Below are 17,528 nucleotides of genomic sequence, written 5' to 3' on the forward strand. Positions count from 1 at the left end.
CATGCGTAGGCGGCAGAACCGGCTTTTCGAAGCCGGGCGATGTCAGGCTGGAAAGACGTGAAGCGCGTTCGGATCGAAGGCGAGGCCGACCTTTTCGCCGGGTTCGACCAGTTCGCTGTCGCCGAGCGTGCGGCGTTCGGCGGTGACAAGGAAATCGCCGAGACCGTCGACCGCGACGGAATATTCGACCGCTGACCCCAGGAAGATCCGGTGCGTGACCGTGCCCGCCAGCGCAGACGTGCTGACAGCACCGTTGCGCGTCAGGCGGATCGCCTCGGGCCGCAGCGCCACCGTTGCTGCACCTTTTGTGCCGTTGACGGCGGAGGTGGCGAAGCGGGCGCCATTGGCAAGGACGAGCGACGAGGCGCCGTCGACGGTGGCGTCGATACGATTGGTCTTGCCGACGAAATCGGCGACGAAAAGGCTTGCGGGCCGGTCGTAGATTTCCTGCGGCGGGCCGACCTGGACGATGCGACCTGAATTCATGACGCAGACGAAATCGCTCATCGACAGCGCTTCTTCCTGGTCGTGGGTGACGAGCACGAAGGTAATGCCGAGTTCGCGCTGCAGGGTCTGCAGTTCGATCTGCATGGCGGTGCGCAGCTTCTTGTCGAGGGCTGCCAAGGGCTCGTCGAGCAGAAGCACCTTCGGCTTGTTGACGATGGCGCGGGCGAGCGCCACGCGCTGCTGCTGTCCGCCGGACATTTCGTGGATGCGGCGTTTGCCGAAGCCGCCGAGCCGTACCATTTCCAGCGCCTCCTGGGCGCGGCGGGCGATCTCGGCGCTGGCGATGCGCGGCCGCATCTGCCTCAAGCCGTAGGAGACGTTGGCTTCGACATCGAGATGGGGGAACAGCGCATAATGCTGGAATACCATGTTGACCGGGCGGCGATAGGCGGCAACCCCGTTCATCGGTTCGCCGCTGATGAAGACCGTGCCTTCGCTTGGCTGCTCGAAGCCGCCGATCATGCGCAGGCAGGTGGTCTTGCCGCAGCCCGACGGCCCGAGAAGCGCCATGAAGGCGCCGCGCGGCACCTCGAGATTGATGTCGGAAACGGCCGTCACGGCGCCATAACGTTTGGCGACCGAACGGAACTCGATGTCGTTCGTCGAAGCGGATGTCACGTCTGTTCCCTGCGGTTGTTTTCGGATGTCGCCAGGATCTCGTATCCCGGCACTCCACCGTCATTGACACGCAGCCTAGTCACCACATGCCTAGCCGGTATATACCCCGAGAGAGGTATTTCAACGCGGATTGCTCTGTGTGAGGAGTATACCTCAGAGCAGGAAACACCGGCCGGGAGGGCGGTTTGAGCGTCGATCTCGAAGGACTTTTTCAGGTCATGGCGCCGCTGGTGGCGGGTGCGGCGATGGACGACGAGACCGTCGGCTCCACTTATCGGCGGTTGATGTCAAAGCTGATGACCTTCGACTACGTGGTCGTTTTCGCCTATCGCGGCAAGGAACGGCCGATCGATCTCTACAGCACCTTCAACGCCAGGGATCACGTGCTCTTCGTCAGCCTCTACCAGGCCGGGCCCTACCTGCTGGACCCGTTCTACCACGCAGCGATCAAGAGCGAGCCCGGCGTCTGGCGGATGCGGGAGCTGGCGCCCGACCGGTTCTTCTCCTCGGAATACTACCGCACCTATTACGTTCAGACCGGGCTTGCCGAAGAGGTCGGTTTCTTCGTGCCGGTCGACGAGCAGATCACCGTCGTGCTTTCGCTGATGCGGCGCGAGGCAACGGGGACTTTCAGCACTGCTGAGTTTGCGCTTCTGAAAAAGGTGGAGCCGCTGGTCTCTGGCCTGGTACGCCATCATTGGGCCGATCTCGGCCGCCGCTTCGATGCGGCGCTGGCGAAAACCGGGCGCAGCAAACGCAAGGCGACACACCCGCCGGCCGACGGCGTCTGGCAACATCTCAATCTGACGGAGCGCGAAGCCTCGATCATCGAGTTGGTGCTGCAGGGCCATTCGTCGGAATCGATCGGGCTTCGGCTCGGCATCTCCACCGGCACGGTGAAGGTCCACCGCCGCAACGTCTACCGCAAGCTCGGCATTTCCTCGCAGACGCAATTGCTGTCGCTCTACCTCCGAAACCTCGGGCAATAATCCGGCGACCCGTGCACCGCCGACGGTCAGTCGATCGTCCGTCGTGCGGTGCATTCCCAGTTTTCAAGAAGCTCCCGATCTCCGTTGCCTGCCGACGGCCGCTGCCATTGCGTGCGGCCGCCGCGAGCGCTCAACCGCGTCTTCACAAACGTGATCGCTCATTTGTCAGGCGCTATTGACATTTTTTTCACGCCATGAAATTTCTTTCATTAACGGATAAAAATATCACGCGGTGCAAAAAATATCATGCAACGCAACAAGAGCCGGGTGGAAACAATGACGATTGGCGGGACGGGCATTCGTGACGACGAGACCAGCATGGCGACGCGGGCGGCCTGGCTGCACTATGCCGGCGGCCTGACCCAGGCGGAGGTCGCCAAGCGGCTGGGGCTGACCTCGCTGAAAGCCCACCGGCTAATCATGAAGGCCAACCAGGAAGGGTTGGTGAAGGTCTATATCGACGGCGAAGTTTCCGAATGCGTCGAACTCGAGCAGGCGCTTTCGGCCCGCTATGGCCTCGACTATTGCGAGGTGGTGCCGGACTTTGACTCTGACGAGCTGCCCTTGAAGGCGCTCGGCATTTCCGGCGCGCAGTTCCTGAAGCGCGAGATCGAGCGCGGCGAAACGGCGCTGGTCGGCGTCGGCCACGGCCGTACGCTTGCGGCCTGCGTCGAGTATCTGCCGCGGATTTCGAGCGGCAATACCCGCTTCGTCTCGCTGCTTGGCGGGCTCACCCGCAAGTTCTCCGCCAACCCGCACGACGTGATCCACCGGCTTGCGGAACGAACCGGGGCAGAGGCCTATGTCATGCCGGTGCCGTTCTTCGCCAACACGGTCGAGGATCGCGACGTGCTCTTCAGCCAGCGCGGCGTGCGCGAGGTCTTCGATCTCGCCAAGACCGCCGATCTCCTGATGGTCGGTATCGGCACCGTCGAGCGCGAAGCCTCGCTGGTTTCGACCGGCATGATCGAGACCAGCGAGATCGAGGACATCCAGAAGGGCGGGGCAATGGGCGAGCTCCTCGGCCATTTCTTCGACCGCGACGGCAAGCCGGTCGAAACCACGCTTTCCGACCGCACGTTTACGCTCAGCCGCGAGGACCTGAAGAACCGCCGCACGGTCGCTGTGGCCGGCGGCAAGATCAAGGTGCCGGCCATCCGCGCCGTTCTCGCCAGCGGGCATTTGAGCGGTCTCATTACCGACGAGAGGACTGCGAGGGCGCTGGCCGCCGACGGCGCATGAGGCGCTGAGACATTCGAGGCCATGAGGGCAGGGAGGATCTGCTCGCGGTCTTAAAGGGAGGAATACCGGTGGGGTAGCCGGCAGTCGCAATCATACCCGCAACGGAGGAGAAGACGAATGTACGAGAAGGAGAAGGACCTCATCAGCGCATTCCTGCGTGGGGAGGTGGACCGCCGCGGCATGCTCAAGGGATTGGGGGCTGCAGGCCTGGCAGCCGGCACGGCCGGCACGTTGTTCAACATGATGTCGACGCAGGCGCTGGCCGCCGATTTCGACTGGAAGGCACATTCCGGCAAGAAGCTGAAGCTGCTTTTGAACAAGCATCCGTACGCCGATGCGATGATTGCCAACCTGCAGGCCTTCAAGGACCTGACGGGCATCGACGTTACCTATGACGTGTTCCCGGAAGACGTCTATTTCGACAAGGTGACGGCGGCGCTGTCGTCGGGCTCGGCCGAATACGATGCCTTCATGACCGGCGCCTACATGACCTGGACCTACGGTCCGGCCGGCTGGATCGCCGACCTCAACGAGTGGATCAAGGACCCGGCCAAGACCAACCCCAACTACAACTGGGACGATTTCCTGGCTGGCGTGAAGAACTCCTGCGCCTGGAACGGCCAGCCGGGCGGGGCGCTCGGTTCGGAAGATGCCAAGCAGTGGTGCATTCCGTGGGCATTCGAGCAGAACAACATCACCTATAACCGCGAGATGTTCGACAAGGCCGGCGTCGAGCTGCCGAAGAACCTCGACGACATGATCACGGTTGCGGCCAAGCTGCAGAAGGACATCGGCGGCATCTACGGCATCGGCGTTCGCGGTTCGCGCTCCTGGGCAACGATCCATCCCGGCTTCCTGTCGGGCTATGCGAACTTCAACCAGAAGGACCTGAACGTTTCGGCTGACGGCAAGCTGTCGGCAGCGATGGGCACGGCGGAATCCAAGGCCTATCACGCCAAGTTCGTGCAGATGATCCAGGAAAGCGGTCCGAAGGACTGGTCGACCTACACCTGGTACCAGGTCGGCACCGACCTTGGCGCCGGCGCATCGGCGATGATCTTCGACGCCGATTGCCTCGGCTACTTCATGAACGGCGGCGACAACAAGATGGCCGGCAAGCTCGGCTATGCGGCCTTTGCCGCCAACCCGGAAGCGACCGCCTCGACGCCGAACATCTGGATCTGGTCGCTTGCCATGTCCAACTTCTCCAAGGACAAGGACGCCACCTGGTACTTCCTGCAATGGGCTTCCGGTCCGGAGCACGCGCTGTTCGGCGCCACCAAGATGGACTTCGTCGATCCGGTTCGCCAGTCGATCTGGAAGGACGAGATGTTCCGCGAGAAGCTGAACGGCAAGTATCCGGGTTATGTCGAAATGTTCGACGCCTCGGCCGCCGGCGCCTCCATCAAGTTCACGCCGCAGCCGCTGTTCTTCGACGTCACCACCGAATGGGCATCGACGCTGCAGAAGATGGTGGCCAAGCAGGTGCCCGTAGATGAAGGTCTCGACCAGCTCGTCGAAAGCATCAACCGCCAGCTCCAAGAGGCGGGTCTCGGCTGATAGGCCTCCCAAGCGATGCCCGGCGCCAGAGTGCCAGAGCGTCCTTCGTGCGTTCGTCTGAACGCACGGCGCTCCGGTGGCGCCGGGCATCCCGCGATGCCGGCTGAGCCGGCCTGTTGCGACCTCTTTGAGGCCGCATCGAAATCAACCTGAGATGCCGAGGAACTGGCGCGACGCCTGAAGGCCGCCGCGTGCCGCGTGCTCTTTAAAGACGTCAGGAACGGAGCTCGACATGGCTTCAACAGAAACCCTCAAAAGACCAGCCTCCGGTTTCAGGATCAGCAGGAAGATGCTTCCCTACGTGCTGAGCCTGCCGGCGCTGCTCGTCTGTATCGGCATCCTCATCCCGTTCTTCACGGCGGTCATCTATTCCTTCCAGCGCTATCGCCTCAGCCAGCCCTGGGCGCGCCAGTTCAACTGGGGCGAAAACTATCTCAACTTCTTCACCGATCCGGCCTTCTGGAACACGCTCAAGGTGTCGCTGCTCTATGCCGGCCTCACCGTGACGCTGGAACTGCTGCTCGGCCTCGGCATCGCGCTGCTTCTGCAGCGGCGCTCCGCGGTCAACAATTTCATCTCGATCATGCTGCTCTTGCCGCTGATGATCGCGCCGGCGCTCGCCGCCTTGATGTGGAAGCTGATGACCAATCCGAGCTTCGGTATCCTCAGCTATCTCGCAAGCCTGATCGGTCTGCATGATTTTCGCTGGGCATCCTCGCCGGATACCGCACTTCTGACCGTCGTGCTCGTCGACATCTGGGTCTATACGCCCTTCATCATGATCCTGCTGCTTGCGGGCCTGCGGTCGCTGCCGACCCAGCCCTTCGAGGCGGCTGCACTCGATGGCGTTCCGCGCAGCTTCGTCTTCTTCCGCATCACCCTGCCGATGCTCACACCCTACATCCTGACGGCGACGCTGTTCCGGTTGCTCGACAGTATCCAGCAGTTCGACATCATCTACGCGATGACCCAAGGCGGGCCCGGCAACACGCTCACCGTCTTCCAGGTCGAGGCCTATCTCAACTTCTTCCAGTCGACCAATGTCGGCCGTTCGGCAGCACTGCTGATCATCCTGTGGGCGATCACCTACACGCTGTCCAACGTCTTCATCAAGAACTGGCTGCGGCTGCGCGAACGCGCACGCGGCGAAGCGTAAAGGAGGGACCAATGGAAACCATGTCTCCGCTCGAACGGACTTTGCGCGGTCTCGCCCTGACGCTCGTCGTCGTCTTCTTCATGTTCCCGATCTTCTGGATCTTCCTGATGTCGTTCCAGACGAACGAGACGATCCTCGCCATCCCGCCGTCGGTCGTGTTCTCGCCGACGCTGTCCAACTATGCGGCGCTGATCACCGGCAAGCTGCAGACGGCGGCGGGCACGCTCGACATCGCCTTCATGCGCAATCTCGGCAATTCGATCTTCCTGTCGGTCGCCTCCGTTGCCGTGGCGTTGGTGCTTGGCGTGCCTGCGGCCTACGCCTTTGCCCGTCACAAGTTCAAAGGCTCGGAAGACATCGCGTTCACGCTGCTTTCGTTCCGCTTCGCGCCGCCGCTCCTGGTGCTGTTGCCGCTGACCCAGTACTTCCAGTGGCTCGGCCTCTCCAACACCTACTTCGGCCTGATCTGGGTCTACCAGCTGATCTGCCTGCCGCTGATCCTCTGGATCGTGCGCGGCTACTTCGAGGACATCTCCGCCGACGTCGAATATGCCTATCGCATCGCCGGCCATTCCTGGTTTGCGACCTTCCGCAAGATCGCGCTGCCGCTTGCCGGCCCCGGCATTGCTGCCGCCGGACTGCTCGCCTTCATCTTCGCCTGGAACAACTTCGTGTTCGCGCTGGTGCTGGCGTCCGCCGATAAGCAGCCGGTGACGGTCGGCGCACTTGCCTTCGTCACTTCATCGGGCATCCAATACGGGCAGATCGCCGCGGCCATCGTTCTTTCGGTCACGCCGACGCTCGCACTTGCACTCTACGCCCAGCGCTACCTCGTCGAAGGCCTGTCGCTCGGCGCGGTGAAAGGGTAACTCATGACCACCTTGCAACTGCAAAACATCGTCAAGCGCTACAAGAGCCAGACGGTTCTCGACGACCTCACTCTTGACGTCGCCGATGGCGAGCGGCTGGTGCTCTTCGGCCCCTCTGGCGCCGGCAAGACGGTGCTCCTGCGCCTCGTCGCCGGTGTCATCGAGCCGGACGAGGGCAGGGTGCTGATCGGCGGCGAGGACATGACCGATGTGGACGCCGAGCACCGCGGCGTCGGCATGGCCTTCCAGAACTTCGCGCTGTTCCCGCATATGAGCGCCTTCGACAACATTGCAAGCCCGCTGACGGCGACGCGCTCGTCGAAGGAAAAGATCGCCGCCGGCGTGCAGAAGGTCGCCAAGCTGCTGAAGATCGACCATGTGCTGACGCATCACCCGAAGGCACTGTCGAACGGCCAGAAGCAGCGCACGGCCCTTGCCCGTGCGCTTGTCGGCTCGCCGCCGCTGCTTTTGCTCGACGACCCGCTGCGTAACGTCGATGCCAAGCTGCGTTTCGAGATGCGGCTTGAACTGCCGCGGCTCCTGGCTGCTGAAGGCGCGACGGTCGTCTACGTCACCCAGGACTACAAGGAGGCGATGGCGCTCGGCGACCGGATCGCGGTCATGGCCGCTGGCCGTATCCGCCAGATCGGCACGCCGCAGGAGATCTACAACGCGCCTGCCGATATCGAGATCGCCCGGCTCTTCGGCGATCCCACCATCAACCTGCTCGATGTCACGCCGCAGCGCAGCGGTGGAGACGTCTTCGTCGAGCTTTCGAACGTCCGGGTGCGGCTTGGGGATTACGGCGCCGATGTCGTCGGCCGCCAGTGCGTGCTTGGCCTGCGTCCCGAGACGATCAGCTTCGTCGATGCGGCAGCACCGGGTGCCATCCCTGTGACGGTGGAGGCGGAAACGCCGCTCAACGAAAAGACCGTAACGTTGGCGCTGACCGCCCGTGGCCGCGAAATCCTGGTGTCGCGGCCGGCCGGCACGCCTGGTCCGACCGCAGGGCCTGCCCATATTGCCGTCAATGGCATGCAGGCCTTTCTCTTCGACAAGGCGGGCGGTGCTCTTTTGCCGCGCGCCGACCTTGCAGCCAAGCGCAATGGAGAAGCGGCATGACCGACACCGCCCTTCTGATCAAGGACGTCGACAAGTTCTACGGCCCCGTCGACTACGGCGTGCATGCCGTGAAGAAGCTGAACATGGATGTCAGGAAGGGCGAGATCATCGCGCTGCTCGGCTCGTCCGGCTGCGGCAAGACCTCGACGCTGCGCATGATCGCCGGCTTCGAGGCGGTGTCGCGCGGCACGATCTCGCTTGCCGGACGCGAGGTCCAGACCCTGCCGCCGGTGCGCCGCAACGTCGCCATGGCGTTCGAAGGTTACTCGCTCTATCCGCCGCTGACGGTGCGCGAGAACATCGCCTTCGCGCTCAAGGCCTCCAAGCTCTCGCAGAGGGTCGTCGACGAGAAGGTGGCCGGCATCGCCAAGCTGCTCGAAATCGAGGACATTCTCGGGCGCTATCCAAGCTCGATCTCCGGCGGCCAGCAGCAGCGCGCTTCGCTCGGACGAGCGTTGATCCGCGACGCCAACCTGCACCTGCTCGACGAGCCGATGGGACAGCTCGAGCCGCAGCTTCGCGCGCTGCTTCGCGGCCGCATCAAGCATTTCATCAAGGAGCGCGGGCTGACGGCGATCCTCGTCACCCACGACCAGACGGAAGCCAACGCGCTTGCCGACCGTATCGCCGTCATGGAAGGTGGCGTGCTGCAGCAGTTCGACACGCCGCAGAAGATCAAGGAGCGGCCGGCCAATCTCTTCACCGGTACGTTCGTCGGCGAGCCGCCGATGAATGTCTTTGAGGCGAGCGTCACCGGCTCCGAAAGCAAGATGGCCTTTGGCCTCAAGGACGGCGTGCGGCTCGAATATCCGGCTTCCGATTTTTCGCATGCGGTGCGCGACGAATTGATCAAACGGCAGAAGGTGGTGCTCGGCATCAGGCCCTATTCGGTGCGCCGCAGCGCCGATGGCGTGACCGGACGGGTCGCCGTCAACCAGTGGCTCGGCGACCAGACCCATATTGCCGCGGACTTCGCCGGCGGCACCTTGGTGCTCGTCGAGCATGACCGCACGGAGCTCGATGTCGGCCAGCCGATCGGCATCCATCTCGACCCGTCGAGCCTGCACGTCTTCGACGGCGAGAGCGGCCGGGCGATCAGCCATGGACAGGAGCTCGCCTGATGCGGGACATCCTCATCGGCATCGATGCGGGGACGTCGGTCATCAAGTCGGTGGCCTTCGATCTTCGCGGCCGGCAGATCGCCACGGCGGCGCTGCCGAACGCCTATGAGGCCGTCGGCCGCGCCGGCAGCGTGCAGGATCTCGACCGCACCTGGGCCGACGCGGCAACGACGCTGAAGCAGCTCTCCGACAAGATCGGAAACCTCGCCGGCCGCGTCGCCGCGATCGCGGTGACCGGTCAGGGCGACGGCACCTGGATGATCGACAGAGCGGGTGCGCCGGTCGGCAAGGGCTGGCTCTGGCTCGACGCGCGCGCCGGCGAGACGGTGGAGCGGCTTCGCGCCGACAGCGGCGATATCGCCCGGTTCGAGAGCACCGGCTCGGGCCTTGCCGCCTGCCAGCAGGGGCCGCAGCTTCGCTGGATGAGCGACCATGCGCCCGAGATGCTCTCGGGCGTCGCCACCACGTTCCACTGCAAGGACTGGCTCTATTTCAAGCTGACCGGCAAGCGGGCGACCGATCCCTCCGAGGCGAATTTCAGCTTCGGCAATTTTCGCACCCGCAGCTACAACGACGATGTCATCCGCTTTCTCGGGCTCGAAAAGCTGAAACATGTTCTGCCGGAGATCGTCGACGGTGCGGCGACGCATCACGCGCTTACGGCTGAGGCCGCTGCCATCACCGGCCTCACCGAGGGCACGCCCATCGTGCTCGGTTACGTCGATGTCGTCTGCACCGCGCTTGGCGCCGGGCTTTATGATCCGGGCACCGATACGGGTTGCTCGATCATCGGCTCGACCGGCATGCATATGCGGCTCGCCAATGGCGCCGACGATGTGCGGCTGAACCGGGACTTGACCGGCTACACCATGTGCATGCCGATCCCCGGCGCCTACGCGCAGATGCAGTCGAACATGGCCGCGACGCTCAATATCGACTGGATCCTCTCGCTCGCATCCGGCCTGCTGAAGGGCATGGGCGTGGAGAAATCCAAGAGCGAGTTGCTCGCTTATGTCGATGGCTGGCTGGCGGACGCGAAGGACACGCCGCTCATCTTCCAGCCCTATATTTCGGAGGCCGGCGAGCGCGGACCTTTCGTCGATGCGACGGCGCGGGCGTCCTTCGTCGGGCTCTCGATCACCCACGGCTTTCCCGACATGGTGAAGGCGGTCCTTGACGGGCTCGCCATGGCCGCGCGCGATTGTTACGCCGAGATGGGGCCGCTGCCCGGGCGTATTCGCCTGACGGGTGGCGCTGCCCGCAGCGCTTCGCTCCGCCGCATTCTTGGCGCCGCAATTGGCGCCAGCGTCCAGACGAGCGAGCGGGAGGAGGCGGGGGCTGCCGGTGCGGCGATGATCGCCGCCGTCTCGCTCGGCATCTATCCCTCGATGGCCGATTGCCTCGGCGATTGGGTTACGCCCTATCAGCGTCCCGCGGAAGCCGCCGACCCGGCGCTTGCCCGCCGCTATGACGAACTCTTCCCCACCTACCAGCAGTCGCGCACAGCGCTCAGGCCCGTCTGGCACGCACTCTCCCAAGGTGCGGCCGCGGGAACTCAACAGGAAACATCGAAATGAAGAAGATAGCCATTATCGGCGACCGGTTCATGCTGCCGGACGTGTTTCGCGACAAGATCGTCGAGGCAACCGGCAACGGCCATGACATCCGCACGCTCGAACTGCCCTGGCCGGATGTGCCGATGGAGCACGGTTATGCCGTCGAAGGCATGGACGGTCTCAAGGAATATCTCGGCAAGCCGGAAGAAATGATCGACTTCATCGCCGACGCGGAAATCCTGGTGACGCAGCTCGCGCCGCTGTCGCGCGGAATGCTCGAGGCGTTGCCCGGCCTTAAGCTCGTCGCCGTCTCGCGCGGCGGTCCTGTCAATATCGACATGGGAGCCGCGCGCGATGCCGGCGTTCGTGTCGTCAACACGCCCGGCCGCAATGCCAACGCCGTCGCCGAGTTCACGCTCGGCGCGATCCTTGCCGAGACGCGGCTGATCCGCACCGGCCATGAGGCGCTGCGCAAGGGCGAATGGCGCGGCGATCTCTACCGCGCCGATCGCACCGGCCGCGAGCTTTGCGAGATGACCGTCGGCGTCATCGGCTACGGCAATATCGGCACCAAGGTGGTACGGCTCTTGCGGGCCTTTGGCACCAAGGTGCTGGTGCATGATCCCTATGTGCAGCTCTCGGCCGACGATCTCAACGCCGGCGTCGAGCAGGTCTCGCTCGACACGCTGCTTTCCCGCTCCGATGTCGTGACGCTGCATCCGCGGGTCACCGAAGAGACGCGCAACATGATGAACGCCGAGACCTTTGCCAAGATGAAGCCCGGCGCAATCTTCGTGAACACTGCACGCGGACCGCTCTGCGACTACGACGCGCTTTACGACAATCTGGTGAGCGGCCATCTGTCGGCAGCGATGCTCGAAACCTTCGCGATCGAGCCGGTGCCGGAGGGCTGGCCGCTGCTGCAGCTGCCGAACGTGACGCTGACGCCGCATATCGCCGGCGCCTCGGTGCGCACCGTCACCTTTGCCGCCGAAATGGCGGCCGAGGAAGTCCGCCGCTATATCGCCGGTCTGCCGCCGGTCAATCCGTGCTGATGACAGGAGGAACGACGTTGAGTTCCGAGACCGGAATATACGATCTGTTCGTCGTCGGCGGCGGCGTCAACGGTGCGGGCATTGCACGCGACGCGGCAGGGCGCGGGCTCTCGGTGTTGCTGTGCGAGAAGGACGATCTGGCCCAGGGCACCAGCTCGCGCTCCGGCAAGCTGGTGCATGGCGGCCTGCGCTACCTCGAATATTACGAGTTCCGCCTGGTGCGCGAGGCGCTGATCGAGCGCGAGGTGCTGCTGCAATCCGCGCCGCACATCATCTGGCCGATGCGTTTCGTGCTGCCGCACAACCCTGAGGACCGGCCGGCCTGGCTCGTTCGGCTCGGGCTTTTCCTCTACGACCATCTCGGCGGCCGCAAGCGTCTGCCGGGCACCCGCAGCCTCGACCTTGCGACCGCGCCCGAGGGCGCGCCGATCAAGCGTGCGTATCGCAAGGCGTTCGAATATTCCGACTGTTGGGTGGACGACGCGCGTCTCGTCGTTCTGAACGCGCTCGATGCCCGTGATCGTGGTGCCTGGGTGCTGACGCGCACCGCCTGCAGCGCGATCCGTAGGCGCGACGGGCTCTGGTCTATCGAGATGACCGATACGCGCACCGGCGCCAAGACCGAGGCGAGGGCGCGCTGTGTGGTCAACACCGCCGGTCCCTGGGTCAACGACGTCATCGGCCGGATCGGCGGCTTGAACTCCAGCCGCAGCGTGCGGCTGGTCAAGGGCAGCCACATCGTCGTGCCGAAATTCTGGGAGGGGCGGCAGGCCTATCTGGTGCAGAACCCGGACAAGCGCGTGATCTTCATCAATCCCTACCAGAACGACCTGGCGCTGATCGGCACGACGGATATTCCCTATGAGGGTCGGCCCGAGGACGTGGCGGCGGATAACAACGAGATCGCCTATCTCCTGAAATCGGTGAACCGCTACTTCAAGCAGCAGCTGACGTCTGACGATATCGTCCACAGCTTCTCCGGCGTGCGCCCGCTTTATGACGACAATGCCGAAAACCCGTCGGCGGTCACCCGCGACTATATCTTCGAGGTCGATGCGGCCGACGGGCAGGCGCCGCTGCTTTCGGTCTTCGGCGGCAAGATCACCACGTTTCGCAAGCTTTCCGAACATGCGCTGGAACGGCTGAAGCCCTTCTTCCCCAGGATGGGGCCGGCCTGGACGGCGAAGGCGCATCTGCCGGGCGGTGACATGGCGGAGGCCGATTTCGATTTGTTCCTGGGCGAGCTCAAGGCTCGCTATCGCTGGTTGCCATCGGACCTCGCCAAGCACTACGCGCGCCTCTATGGCACCCGGACACATGCGCTGCTGGCTGGCGCCACGTCGCTCGACGATCTCGGTCCGGCCTTCGGTCCGCTCTTCCGTGAGTGCGAGGCGCGCTTCCTGATTGAAAACGAATGGGCGCTGACGGCGGACGACATTCTTGACCGGCGCACCAAGCATGGTCTGCACATGACGCAGGCCGAGCGGCAGGCTTTTACCCATTGGCTGGACCGCCAGCAGGCCGCGGCCTGAAGGAGAACGGATGCGAAGTCTGGAATTCGAAGCGCTTCTCGATCTTTCGGCCCGCGTCGGGGCGGACCCGCTGCTGGTGCAAGGGGCGGGCGGCAACACCTCGATCAAGGAGGGCGGAACGCTCTGGATCAAGGCGTCTGGCCTGTGGCTGGCGCATGCCCGCCAGCGCGACGTCATGGTGCCGGTGGCGCTCGAGCCCTTGCTCGAAGCACTGGATGCGAACGACCCGGCGACAGAAAAGGCGCAGGATTTCGTGATCGCCGAGCGCAACCCCTCGGGCCTGCGCCCCTCGATCGAAACGACCGTGCATGCGCTGATGCCGCAAAAGGTGGTGGTGCATGTGCACTGCGTCGAGACGATCGCGACGGCGGTGCAGACCAACGGTGCGGCAATCGCTGCCGAGCGGCTTGCCGGCTACCCCCATGTCTTCGTGCCCTACGCCCGGCCGGGTCTGCCGCTTGCGCGGGCGATTGCCGAACGGATGCAGGACAACACGTCGGTGCTGGTGCTCGGTAATCACGGCCTGGTGGTCGCTGCTGAAACCGTGGTCGATGCGGCGATCCTGCTCACGGATATTACCCGTCGGCTGACCGGCGCACGCAGGATCGCTCCCGCCGCCGATGTGGCGGCGCTTTCGCGCCTGGCGGTCGACAGCGATTACCGTCTGCCGGAGGACGTTGCCCTGCATTCGGTCGCTGCAGATCTCGACAGTTGCCGGCTTGCCGCCGGCGGCAGCCTCTACCCCGACCATGTCATCTTCCTTGGCAAGGGTGTCGTGGTCGCCGCGCCCGGCGAGACCGCCCTTTCGATCGAGACGAAGCTGCGTGCGGCAGGTAACAGCCCGCCGCCGTTGCTGCTCTTCCCGGGCAAGGGCGTGCTGGTGCAGAAGGAGATTTCCGCCGGCGCCTTCGCCATGGCGCGATGCCTTGCTGACGTGACGACCCGCATTCCGGCGGACGCTCGGCTGCGCTACCTGACGGAAGCCGAAAACGCCGAACTTCTCGGCTGGGATGCCGAGAAATACCGACAGCAGCTCAACCGCGCGGGGCAGGTGCTGCAATGAGCGGCCAATTCGACAAGCTCGTCGTCGGCATCGACCTTGGCACTTCGGGCGCCCGTGCGGTCGCCATGGCGGTGGACGGGACCGTCGTCGCATCAGGTGCGGCGAAGCTCTCGGCTTTCTCCGCGGATCACCGCGATCCCGTGGGTTGGTGGAAAGCGGTGCAGGCGGCGCTTGCGGAAGCGCTTGGCTGTATCGACAGGCGGAAGGTCGTTGCACTTTCGATCGACGGCACGTCGGGCACGATGCTGCCGGTCGATCGGACGGGCGCGCCGCTGGCGACGCCAATGATGTACAACGATCCGGTTGCCGACCGCGCGCTGCTCGACGCGGTCTCGGCCCATGCACCGCGCGAAAGTGCTGCCCATGGCGCCACCTCCGGCCTTGCCAAGCTTCTCGCCTTTCAGTCGCTGCCGGGTGTCTTCCGGGTGATCCATCAGGCCGATTGGCTCGCGGGGCATTTCACCGGTCTCTACGATGTCTCCGACGAGAACAATGCGCTGAAGACCGGCTACGATCCCGTGTCGCGGTCCTGGCCGGACTGGATGGAAAGGACCGGCGCACGCGTCGAGCTTTTGCCCGACGTGCTGCCGGCCGGCGCGCCGATCGCGACGATTGCTCCGGAAGCGGCCGATGCTTTCGGGCTTTCGGATGACGTGGTGGTGGTTGCCGGCACCACGGACGGCTGCGCCTCGTTTCTGGCCACCGGCGCCGATCGTCCGGGTGATGGCGTGAGCGCCCTCGGCACGACGCTGACGGTGAAGATGCTGTCCGACCGGCCGCTGTTTGCGCCGGAATACGGGCTCTACAGCCACCGCATCGGCGAGATGTGGCTGGCGGGCGGAGCGTCCAATACGGGCGGCGTGGTGCTGGCCGAGCATTTCTCGCCGGAGCGGATCGCAACACTTTCGGCCGGGATCGATCCGGCCATCGACACCGGGCTCGGCTATTATCCGCTGGTGAAGCCCGGCGAGCGCTTTCCGATCGCCGATCCGGATTTCGCCCCGCGCATGAGCCCGCGACCGGCCGACGACGCGACCTTCCTCAAGGCGATCTTCGAGGGCATCGCAGGGGTCGAGAGCCTCGCCTATCAGCGGCTGACGTCGCTCGGCGGGCCGGCGCTCCGTTCACTCCGCAGTGTCGGCGGTGGTGCGAAGAACGCGGCCTGGAGCGCGATCCGGGCGCGAAAGCTCGGCGTGCCATTCCTGTCTGCGTCTTCCGAGGAGGCGGCCGCCGGCACGGCGCGGCTGGCGCTGGCCGGCGCGAGAAAGGCTGGTGTGCTGTGACGTTTGCCCAAGCGACTGCGATCGAGGGACTTGGCGAGATTGCCGATCGCTACGACGCCTTCCTGATCGATCAGTTCGGCGTGCTGCGCGATGGTCGCGGGCCCTATCCGGGCGCGGCCGAAACACTGGTTCAGCTGAAGGATGCGGGAAAGCGCATCATCATTCTCTCCAATTCCGGCAAGCGCTCGGCGGAAAACGATCGCCGCCTTGCCGATCTCGGTTTCGTCTCGGGAAGCTGGGACTGGTTTTTGACCTCGGGCGAGGTCGCCTGGCAGATCCTCAAGCGGGAGGGCGAGGGCGCGAGCAGCGGTACGCGCAAGTGCCTGCTGGTCAGCCGCGACGACGACCAGTCGCCGATTGCCGGGCTAGACCTCGAACGCACGAAGAGCGGTGCCGATGCCGATTTCGTGCTGCTCGCCGCGAGCGAGGGCGACGTCTACCCACTTTCGCACTATGAAGCGTTGCTTGCGCCTGCGGCAGCGCGCGGCGTTCCATGTCTCTGTACCAATCCCGACAAGGTGATGTTGACGAAGGAAGGGACCGCCTTCGGCGCTGGCCGCATCGCCGAGCTTTACGACGAACTTGGAGGCACCGTCCGCTGGATAGGCAAGCCCTTTGCCGACATCTATGCGTCAGCGCTCGAATTTCTCGGGCAGCCCGAGCTGACCCGGGTCTGCGCGATCGGCGACAGCATCGAGCACGACATTGCCGGTGCTGCGAATGCAGGGCTTCACTCGGTGCTGGTGACGACCGGGATCCTTGAGAACGCCTCCGGCGAGGAGCGTCGCAAACTCTTTGCCGAGCATGGCGCCAGCCCCGATTTCATTCTTCCGAAATTCATCTGGTAGGGGGAGCCGATCGTGGCCTTCACGCTGTCGCTCAACACCAATCCGCTGGTCAACCGCTTCGCCGAGCCTGACGACCTCATCGACACGATCGCCGAGAAGATTCGCATCGGCTACGTGCAGCTCACCCACGAATTCGTCAACCCGGGCTGGCCGGCGGCAACGATCGCCAAGACCCTCAGGCAGTTTCGTCGGGCAATCGACCGCACCGGCGTGAAGATCACCTCGGGTATGACCGGCCCCTATGGCCGCCTCAACCATTTCGGCCATCCGGACCCGGATGTCAGGCGCTACTATGTCGACTGGTTCAAGACCTTTGCCGATATCTCCGCCGAACTCGGCGCCTCCGGCATGGGCACGCAGTTCGCGATCTTCACGCTCAAGGATTATGACGATCCCGCGCGGCGCGAGGAGATGATGCGGATCGCCATCGACTGCTGGCGGGAGGTTGCCGAGCACGGTCGCGCGGCGGGGCTTTCCTATGTGTTCTGGGAGCCGATGTCGGTCGGCCGCGAGTTCGGCCACACGATCGCGGAATGCCGGACGCTCGATCGGCGGCTCGCAGAAGCGCAACTGCCGATCCCGATGAAGATGATGGTCGATATCGACCATGGCGACGTCACCTCCGATAACCCCGACGACATCGATCCCTATGCCTGGGCCGGTGCCTTCCCGGAGCGTTCGCCGATCATCCACATCAAGCAGTCGTCGATGAACAAGGGCGGCCATTGGCCGTTCACCGCCGCCTATAACCGCGACGGCCGGATCACGCCGGAGAAGCTGATCGGCGCGGTCAAGGCCGGTGGCGGCACCGACAACGAGATCTGCCTGGAGCTTTCCTTCCGTGAGCGCGAGCCGACGGATCACAACGTCGTCGAGATGATCCGGGAGTCGGTCGAATTCTGGGAGCCCCATATCGACACGGGATTCAATCGCACAAAAAATCACACTGAAAGATCACAAAATCACGTTCGATAAATTGAAATATCACAAATAGGTGTTATCTTCTC

Annotated in this window: 15 protein-coding genes; 14 read left to right on the forward strand and 1 reads right to left on the reverse strand. The window is 64.2% G+C overall.

Going from position 1 to position 17,528, the window contains the following annotated elements:
* Positions 1 to 42: 42 nt before the first annotated feature.
* Positions 43 to 1,125, reverse strand: coding sequence for an ABC transporter ATP-binding protein (locus tag JVX98_RS08385; RefSeq protein WP_205238293.1), 1,083 nt, complete (start codon positions 1,123 to 1,125; stop codon positions 43 to 45).
* Positions 1,126 to 1,370: 245 nt separating this feature from the next.
* On the opposite strand from JVX98_RS08385, the gene JVX98_RS08390 reads away from it, so the two are divergent.
* The 14 genes from JVX98_RS08390 to JVX98_RS08455 all read left to right on the forward strand — a co-directional run bounded on the left by JVX98_RS08390 (position 1,371) and on the right by JVX98_RS08455 (position 17,496).
* Positions 1,371 to 2,114 (forward strand): LuxR C-terminal-related transcriptional regulator, encoded by a 744-nt coding sequence (locus JVX98_RS08390; protein WP_371826555.1) that lies wholly within the window; start codon positions 1,371 to 1,373, stop codon positions 2,112 to 2,114.
* A gap of 276 nt (positions 2,115 to 2,390) precedes the next feature.
* On the forward strand, positions 2,391 to 3,356 hold the full coding sequence (locus tag JVX98_RS08395; RefSeq protein WP_205239404.1) for a sugar-binding transcriptional regulator: 966 nt from the start codon (positions 2,391 to 2,393) through the stop codon (positions 3,354 to 3,356).
* A gap of 117 nt (positions 3,357 to 3,473) precedes the next feature.
* Positions 3,474 to 4,916, forward strand: a complete 1,443-nt coding sequence (locus JVX98_RS08400; RefSeq protein ID WP_043615733.1) for an extracellular solute-binding protein — start codon at positions 3,474 to 3,476, stop codon at positions 4,914 to 4,916.
* A 232-nt stretch (positions 4,917 to 5,148) separates the two neighbouring features.
* Positions 5,149 to 6,072 (forward strand): carbohydrate ABC transporter permease, encoded by a 924-nt coding sequence (locus JVX98_RS08405; RefSeq protein WP_034792195.1) that lies wholly within the window; start codon positions 5,149 to 5,151, stop codon positions 6,070 to 6,072.
* Between the two features lie 11 nt (positions 6,073 to 6,083).
* Positions 6,084 to 6,941: a carbohydrate ABC transporter permease gene (locus tag JVX98_RS08410; RefSeq protein WP_034792198.1), complete on the forward strand. Its 858-nt coding sequence runs from the start codon at positions 6,084 to 6,086 to the stop codon at positions 6,939 to 6,941.
* A 3-nt stretch (positions 6,942 to 6,944) separates the two neighbouring features.
* Positions 6,945 to 8,063 carry an ABC transporter ATP-binding protein gene (locus tag JVX98_RS08415; protein WP_205238295.1) on the forward strand — a complete coding sequence of 373 codons (1,119 nt, stop codon included), beginning with the start codon at positions 6,945 to 6,947 and terminating at the stop codon, positions 8,061 to 8,063.
* Positions 8,060 to 9,184 (forward strand): ABC transporter ATP-binding protein, encoded by a 1,125-nt coding sequence (locus JVX98_RS08420; protein WP_205238296.1) that lies wholly within the window; start codon positions 8,060 to 8,062, stop codon positions 9,182 to 9,184. Before JVX98_RS08415 ends, JVX98_RS08420 begins: the two co-directional genes overlap by 4 nt.
* Positions 9,184 to 10,761, forward strand: coding sequence for an FGGY-family carbohydrate kinase (locus JVX98_RS08425; protein WP_205238297.1), 1,578 nt, complete (start codon positions 9,184 to 9,186; stop codon positions 10,759 to 10,761). The genes JVX98_RS08420 and JVX98_RS08425 overlap by 1 nt, the downstream gene beginning before the upstream one ends.
* Positions 10,758 to 11,795: a 2-hydroxyacid dehydrogenase gene (locus tag JVX98_RS08430; protein WP_205238298.1), complete on the forward strand. Its 1,038-nt coding sequence runs from the start codon at positions 10,758 to 10,760 to the stop codon at positions 11,793 to 11,795. Before JVX98_RS08425 ends, JVX98_RS08430 begins: the two co-directional genes overlap by 4 nt.
* Positions 11,795 to 13,327, forward strand: coding sequence for a glycerol-3-phosphate dehydrogenase (locus tag JVX98_RS08435; RefSeq protein WP_205239405.1), 1,533 nt, complete (start codon positions 11,795 to 11,797; stop codon positions 13,325 to 13,327). Before JVX98_RS08430 ends, JVX98_RS08435 begins: the two co-directional genes overlap by 1 nt.
* A 10-nt stretch (positions 13,328 to 13,337) precedes the next feature.
* The gene (locus tag JVX98_RS08440; protein WP_205238299.1) at positions 13,338 to 14,390 is read left to right on the forward strand and encodes a class II aldolase/adducin family protein; all 1,053 of its coding nucleotides are present in this window, start codon (positions 13,338 to 13,340) and stop codon (positions 14,388 to 14,390) included.
* On the forward strand, positions 14,387 to 15,673 hold the full coding sequence (locus tag JVX98_RS08445) for an FGGY-family carbohydrate kinase (RefSeq protein ID WP_205238300.1): 1,287 nt from the start codon (positions 14,387 to 14,389) through the stop codon (positions 15,671 to 15,673). The genes JVX98_RS08440 and JVX98_RS08445 overlap by 4 nt, the downstream gene beginning before the upstream one ends.
* The gene (locus JVX98_RS08450) at positions 15,670 to 16,521 is read left to right on the forward strand and encodes a TIGR01459 family HAD-type hydrolase (RefSeq protein ID WP_246764978.1); all 852 of its coding nucleotides are present in this window, start codon (positions 15,670 to 15,672) and stop codon (positions 16,519 to 16,521) included. Before JVX98_RS08445 ends, JVX98_RS08450 begins: the two co-directional genes overlap by 4 nt.
* 12 nt (positions 16,522 to 16,533) lie before the next feature.
* Positions 16,534 to 17,496, forward strand: a complete 963-nt coding sequence (locus tag JVX98_RS08455; protein ID WP_205238301.1) for a sugar phosphate isomerase/epimerase — start codon at positions 16,534 to 16,536, stop codon at positions 17,494 to 17,496.
* Positions 17,497 to 17,528 lie beyond the last annotated feature (32 nt).

Source organism: Ensifer sp. PDNC004, from assembly GCF_016919405.1.
Lineage (GTDB): Bacteria > Pseudomonadota > Alphaproteobacteria > Rhizobiales > Rhizobiaceae > Ensifer.

Excerpts from the sequence above, each read along its gene's own strand:
- JVX98_RS08390 (WP_371826555.1), top strand. The coding sequence starts at position 1,371 with ATGGACGACGAGACCGTCGGCTCCACTTATCGGCGGTTGATGTCAAAG.
- JVX98_RS08395 (WP_205239404.1), top strand. The coding sequence starts at position 2,391 with ATGACGATTGGCGGGACGGGCATTCGTGACGACGAGACCAGCATGGCG.
- JVX98_RS08400 (WP_043615733.1), top strand. The coding sequence starts at position 3,474 with ATGTACGAGAAGGAGAAGGACCTCATCAGCGCATTCCTGCGTGGGGAG.
- JVX98_RS08405 (WP_034792195.1), top strand. The coding sequence starts at position 5,149 with ATGGCTTCAACAGAAACCCTCAAAAGACCAGCCTCCGGTTTCAGGATC.
- JVX98_RS08410 (WP_034792198.1), top strand. The coding sequence starts at position 6,084 with ATGGAAACCATGTCTCCGCTCGAACGGACTTTGCGCGGTCTCGCCCTG.
- JVX98_RS08415 (WP_205238295.1), top strand. The coding sequence starts at position 6,945 with ATGACCACCTTGCAACTGCAAAACATCGTCAAGCGCTACAAGAGCCAG.
- JVX98_RS08420 (WP_205238296.1), top strand. The coding sequence starts at position 8,060 with ATGACCGACACCGCCCTTCTGATCAAGGACGTCGACAAGTTCTACGGC.
- JVX98_RS08425 (WP_205238297.1), top strand. The coding sequence starts at position 9,184 with ATGCGGGACATCCTCATCGGCATCGATGCGGGGACGTCGGTCATCAAG.
- JVX98_RS08430 (WP_205238298.1), top strand. The coding sequence starts at position 10,758 with ATGAAGAAGATAGCCATTATCGGCGACCGGTTCATGCTGCCGGACGTG.
- JVX98_RS08435 (WP_205239405.1), top strand. The coding sequence starts at position 11,795 with ATGACAGGAGGAACGACGTTGAGTTCCGAGACCGGAATATACGATCTG.
- JVX98_RS08440 (WP_205238299.1), top strand. The coding sequence starts at position 13,338 with ATGCGAAGTCTGGAATTCGAAGCGCTTCTCGATCTTTCGGCCCGCGTC.
- JVX98_RS08445 (WP_205238300.1), top strand. The coding sequence starts at position 14,387 with ATGAGCGGCCAATTCGACAAGCTCGTCGTCGGCATCGACCTTGGCACT.